The following is a 597-nucleotide window of genomic DNA, read 5'->3' as shown; positions in this document are numbered from 1 at the left end:
GGCGCGGGCGGCGACGGCGGGACGGCGATCTCCGGCGCGGAGGTCGACGCCGGACGCGCCGGCAATGGCGGCAAGGGCGGCGACATCAGCATCACGCTGGACACGGGCGCCTCCATCGAAACAAGCGGCGACAGTTCCAGCGCGATCCTCGCGCAGGCGCAGGGCGGACAGGGCGGCGTCAGCGGCAAGGAGGACACTGCGGCCAGCACGGCGGTGACGAGCGTCGGCGGAACCGGCGGGGCGGCCGGCGTCGTCAACGTCCAGCTCGGCTCCGGCGTGCAGTTGAAGACGGCCGGAGCCTCCTCGGACGGCGTGACGGCCCGCAGCCTTGGCGGCAAGGGCGGCGACAGCGGCGGAGCGGTCGGGTCGTTCACGAGCAGCCGTTCGGGTGACGGCGGCGCCGGGGGCTACGCCGGCGGCATGGACGTCGCCTCAGGCGCGACCATCGTCACCGAAGGGGACACCTCGCGGGGCGTGCTCGCGCAGGCGATCTCGGGCATCGGCGGCGCCCCGGACTCCGAACCGAACACGCCCGACGCGTTGCCGCTGGCGCCGCCGATGTGCGGACGTGCCAGCGGTTGAGGTTCAGATAGGCGA

At 74.4% G+C, this 597-nt stretch carries 1 pseudogene; it reads left to right on the top strand.

Annotation, left to right across the window (positions count from 1 at the left end):
• Positions 1–582: pseudogene (locus tag ACIKT0_RS19700) on the top strand (hypothetical protein); the annotation flags it as partial.
• Positions 583–597: the final 15 nt, after the last annotated feature.

Source organism: Hansschlegelia beijingensis (assembly GCF_045505405.1).
GTDB classification, from domain to species: Bacteria; Pseudomonadota; Alphaproteobacteria; order Rhizobiales; family Methylopilaceae; genus Methylopila; species Methylopila beijingensis_A.
This window is presented reverse-complemented; position numbering and strand designations above follow the sequence as displayed.